Here is a 900-nt window from a genome sequence, read left to right on the forward strand (position 1 = left end):
CGGGCACCGAATCCACGCCCGAAATACCCAACCTGAAACTGATCAGAGCGACACATCAGACGCATGCAAGATCGAGGCTAAGCGCGCCCCACCGGGTCCGGAAGCATCTGAGCCTCGGTGTCCCCCACCCGTTCGTCCGGTTCGACCCACGGTTGCTGACGGCGATCGCACGTCACGGCTGGTTCGAACCCGTCATCGCCGCACCGTTCCTCGGCCCGTCCCTGCTCGGCCGTGGACGTCAACGGCTGACGTACCACCTGCTGCGGGGTTTCACGACAGGCCGGAACACGTGGTCGGAGCGCGACGTCGAACTGTTCGCCGGACGGTTGCGCGAACCGGCCCGCGCCCATGCGGCGTCGGCTCTCTACCGCTGCTTCATCATGCGTCAGGCGGCGCGGATCATGACGGGCGCGTACCGGCACACCCGGCTCGCCACTCCCACCCGGGTGCTCGTCGGCGCCGAGGATCCCATCGTTCGCCCGGAATTCCTCGGCGGCTTCGAAGGACATACCGACGATTTCGGTGTGCAGTTCGTCGACGGCGCCTCGCATTTCCTCGTCGACGAGCGACCCGATGTGGTGCTCGAACGCTCGCTTGCATTCTTCGCCTCGGCCTGAGGGGCCGGGGATCGTGAGGTTTTCGGTCAGGCAGTGCCCAGCGGGTGCGCGCCGACGACGGAGAGTAGTTGCAGCTTCTCGTGACTGTCGCTGCCCGAGGTGGCGGTGTAGACATGCAGGTGGTGCTTGACTTCGTTGGGGCGGATACCGACCTCGTGGTCGTTCCACCCGTCTCGGAATTCCGCGCTCTGGGCAAGGAGCAGGTCCGCCTAGTAGTACTTTGTTAGATCGGCGTGTCGGCTCGAGTTTTCGTGATTTTCTCGAGAGCATGCGGGCATGGATA

Annotated in this window: 1 protein-coding gene; it reads left to right on the plus strand. The window is 64.7% G+C overall.

Features of this window, described 5'->3' with window-relative positions; genetic code table 11:
• Positions 1 to 617 (plus strand): alpha/beta fold hydrolase (locus MLGJGCBP_RS22820; protein ID WP_442972117.1); only part of this gene is annotated, 617 nt, incomplete at its 5' end.
• Positions 618 to 900 lie beyond the last annotated feature (283 nt).

Source organism: Rhodococcus sp. T7 (assembly GCF_009872365.1).
Lineage (GTDB): Bacteria > Actinomycetota > Actinomycetes > Mycobacteriales > Mycobacteriaceae > Rhodococcus_F.